This is a genomic window from Mesorhizobium sp. M7A.F.Ca.US.005.03.2.1 (assembly GCF_003997795.1).
Taxonomy (GTDB): domain Bacteria; phylum Pseudomonadota; class Alphaproteobacteria; order Rhizobiales; family Rhizobiaceae; genus Mesorhizobium; species Mesorhizobium ciceri.
Genome location: NZ_RZRP01000636.1, coordinates 1 through 3,731 on the forward strand (window position 1 = coordinate 1; position 3,731 = coordinate 3,731).

3 protein-coding genes and 1 pseudogene are annotated in these 3,731 nt (G+C 64.7%); 1 reads left to right on the top strand and 3 read right to left on the bottom strand.

Annotation, left to right across the window (positions count from 1 at the left end; genetic code table 11):
* The 3 genes from EN991_RS27270 to galE form a co-directional block, all read right to left on the bottom strand.
* Positions 1-901, bottom strand: a 901-nt coding sequence (locus EN991_RS27270) for an alanine/ornithine racemase family PLP-dependent enzyme (RefSeq protein WP_164769396.1), incomplete at its 3' end; no start/stop codon positions are given.
* Between the two features lies 1 nt (position 902).
* On the bottom strand, positions 903-2,153 hold the full coding sequence (locus EN991_RS27275) for a D-amino acid dehydrogenase (protein WP_127369916.1): 1,251 nt from the start codon (positions 2,151-2,153) through the stop codon (positions 903-905).
* Between the two features lie 106 nt (positions 2,154-2,259).
* Positions 2,260-3,255 (bottom strand): UDP-glucose 4-epimerase GalE, encoded by a 996-nt coding sequence (gene galE, locus EN991_RS27280; protein ID WP_127369917.1) that lies wholly within the window; start codon positions 3,253-3,255, stop codon positions 2,260-2,262.
* A 266-nt stretch (positions 3,256-3,521) separates the two neighbouring features.
* Here galE and EN991_RS27285 point away from each other — a divergent pair.
* Positions 3,522-3,731, top strand: a pseudogene (locus EN991_RS27285) (5-aminolevulinate synthase); the annotation flags it as partial.

Genomic DNA, 3,731 nt, shown 5'->3' on the forward strand with positions numbered 1-3,731 from the left:
GCGTCAGCCCCTCGACCAGCACGTCCTCGCGGCCGATATTGGCGATGGCGCGCAGCCTGTCGCCTTCGTCGGGGAAGACCGGCTGGTTGCCGAAGGCGTCGTAGCCCGATTGGCCGATCGGCCGTGACGGCTTGAGCTTGACCTCGATGATGTCGCTGGTCAGCCGGCAGGCATCGGGCTCGAGCTCGGCCCATGGCACATCGCGGAAGGTTTCGACGCCACCTTGCAGGATCGCCTCGCCGACGCGCAGATTGTTGATGCCGGCCGGAAGCCTGCCTTCGAGCAGCAGCGGCAGCGACGACGAGGCGCCGCCGGAAATCACGTCGAGGCTTTTGCCGGACAGGCGCTCGGTCTTGTAGGCATGGGCGACGAGCTGCCCAAGGTTTTCCGGCGTCGGCATGATGGCGCCGAAGCAGCCGAGATTGGTGCCGATGCCGGCGATGCGCACGCCCTTGAACTGCAGGATCTGCTCAACCGTGGGGATCAGGTCGTTCGGCCAGATGCCTTCGCGGAGATCGCCGAGATCGATCATCAGCATGATGTCGTGGACGCGGCCCATGCGCTCGGCGATGCGCGAAATTTCGCGGATGGTGGCGAGTTCCGATTGCAGGCTGATGTCGACGGTGCGCACCACCTCCTCGACCCGCGCCATCGGCGGGCTGCGCAGCAGCATGATCGGTGCGTTGATGCCGCTGTCGCGCAGCCGGCGGATGTTCTCGAAACGCGATTCGGCGATGCCGGCGACGCCGCCGCGCAGCATGGCGCGTGCCACTTGCGGCATGCCGCAAGTGCCCTTGGTGACGCCGAACACTTTTATGCCCGACAGCGCGCAGCGCTCGACGATGGTGCGCGCGTTGCGCTCGATGCGGCCAAGGTCGATGGCGACTTGCGGTCCCGACATCCTAGCCCCCGTAAACCAGCCCCTGCGGGTCGATCTCCGGCCTGCGGCCGGAAACGAGGTCGGCAAGGAATTTCCCCGAGCCGCAGGCCATGGTCCAGCCGACATGGCCGTGGCCGGTGTCGAGATAGAGATTCTTGTAGCGCGCCTGGCCGATGACCGGCACCGAGTTGGGCATCATCGGGCGCAGGCCCGCCCAGAACACAGCCTTCTTCTCGTCGAAGGCACCCGGGAAAAGATCTTTGCCGGTGCTGATGATCGTCTTGAAATCGGCGGGCTTGAAAGTGCGGTCGAAGCCGGTGAATTCGGCCGTCGAGGACATCCGCAACCGGTTGCCCAGCCTGGAATAGCCGATCAGCCGGTCCTCGTCGGCGCCGCCCATGGTCGGTCCCCTGCTTTCGTCCTCCAGGGGAATCGTCGCGGTATAGCCTTTTACCGGATAGACGGGCAGGTCGATGCCGTAACGGCGCCCGAGCAGGCCGCTTTCCGGCCCCATCGAGATGACAACCGCATCGCCGGCGACCGGGCCGGCCGAAGTCATCACCGCGCGCACCCGGTCGCCCTCGATGTCGAGGCCTTCGACTGTCGTGCCGAACAGGAATTTGACGCCGAGCTTCTCGGCCGCATAGGCGGCCAGCCTGTCGACAAACTGCTTGGAATCTCCGGTCTGGTCGGTTGGCGAATAGACGCCGCCGGCAATCTTGTCCTTGACGCCGGCAAGGCCCGGTTCCAGCTCGACCAGCCGGTCGCGGCCGACGATTTCGATCGGCAGGCCGTGCTTGGCAAGATAACGGTAATTGTCGGTGCCGGTGTCGAGGCTCTTTTGCGAGCGGAAGAAATAGAGAATGCCCTTCTTGCGCTCGTCGTAATGGATGCCGGTCGCTTCCGAAAGCGCATTGATGCAGTCGCGCGAATAGAGCGCGAGCCTGAGCTTGATGTCGGTGTTGGCGCGCAGGCGCGCCACCGTGCACTGGCGCAGGAAACGCAGGCTCCAGGCGAGGAAATAGGGATCAAGGCGCAGCCTGACCTTGATGCCGAGATCATGGTTGTAGAGCCCGCGCAGGAAGGTCTTCAAAGCCGCCGGCGAGGCCCAGGCGGTGGCGTCACCCGGTGACACCAGGCCGGCATTGGACTGGCTGGTGCCTTGTGCCGCCGCCGGATGGCGCTCGATCACCGTCACCTCATGGCCGTCGCTGGCCAGATAATAGGCGGCCGCCGTACCGACGACACCGGCCCCGAGCACCGTTATTTTCATGCCATTCCCCCAAGATCTCCTCGCGGCGCCGCGCCTCCGCGCCTTGCCGCGAACGCCTTCAATAGCGCTTCGCTGCCCGGCTTGCGAGCCCTTGGGAGAACCCGGCTCAGCCGCGCGCGGAGTTCTTGCCGGTCAGGATGCGCTCCCAGGCGAGCGCGTCGGCGACGATCTGGTCGAGATCGTCGCGTTGCGGGGTCCAGCCGAGCTCGGCGCGGGCGAGATCCGAATTGGCAACCACCGCCGCGGCATCGCCAGGGCGACGGTCGCCCATCTTCACCTCGAAATCACGGCCAAAGGCACGGCGCACGCTGTCGATGACCTCCAGCACCGAATAGCCATGGCTGTAGCCGCAATTGGCGACGAGGCTCTGTCCCCCGGCACGCAGCCGCTGCAGGGCCAGGCGATGCGCCGCCGCCAGGTCGCTGACATGGATGTAGTCGCGCATGCAGGTGCCGTCCGGCGTCGGATAATCGGTGCCGAACACCTGCATGAACGGCCGCTTGCCGAGTGCCGTCTCGCAGGCGACCTTGATCAGATGGGTTGCGCCCGGCGTCGACTGGCCGGTGCGGCCCTTCGGGTCGGCGCCGGCGACGTTGAAGTAGCGCAGCGCCGTATAGCGCAGGCCATGCGCGATCGACGCGTCGCGCAGCATCCACTCACTCATCAGCTTGGACAGGCCATAGGGCGATTCCGGCGCCAGGCGGGCGTCCTCGCGCACCGGCTCCAGCCCGGCGCCGCCGTAGACGGCGGCGGTCGAGGAAAAGATGAAATTGGGCACGCCTTCGCGCACCGCGGTTTCGATCAGCGTGCGCGTCTTCGAGGTGTTGTTCTCATAATAGCTGAGCGGGTCGGCGACCGATTCCGGAACCACGATCGAGCCGGCGAAATGAATGATCGCGTCGACCTTGTTCTCCCTGATGACCGCGCCAACCAATTCCTTGTCGGCGACATCGCCGACGACCAGCTTGGCCTCCGGCGCCACCGCCCATTCGAAACCGGTGGAAAGACGGTCGAGAACGACCACGCTTTCGCCGGCATCCAGCAGCTCCCAGACCATATGGCTGCCGATGTAACCGGCGCCGCCTGTCACCAAAACTGTCATCCGCGTCCTCGCTTATCCAAGATTTATCGGAAACTGTCTCAACCCCGCTCTACTGGAAAGCCCGCCGCATGGCCATTGGACCCCTGGTAACCGGCATTGCCGGCCAGTGGCATTGTCCTGAAACAAAGTTCATCCACATCAAGGGAATAGGCCACGATCCGCGGTCGTTAGGAACAGGTCCGGGGCGTGGCATTTTGACCAAAAAGGCCAGGTGGACGACCAACAGGCCAATGATTATGATCCCGCGCAAAAATTGGGAAGTCGACATGAACTATCAGCGGTTCTTCGAGGAAGCGATCGACCAGCTCCATGCCGAGCGTCGCTACCGCGTTTTCGCCGACCTCGAGCGGATCGCGGGCAAGTTCCCGCGCGCCATCTGGCGTTCCAATGGCCGCGCCGAGGAAATCACCGTCTGGTGCTCCAACGACTATCTCGGCATGGGCCAGCATCCCGACGTCATCGCCGCGTTCCAGAAT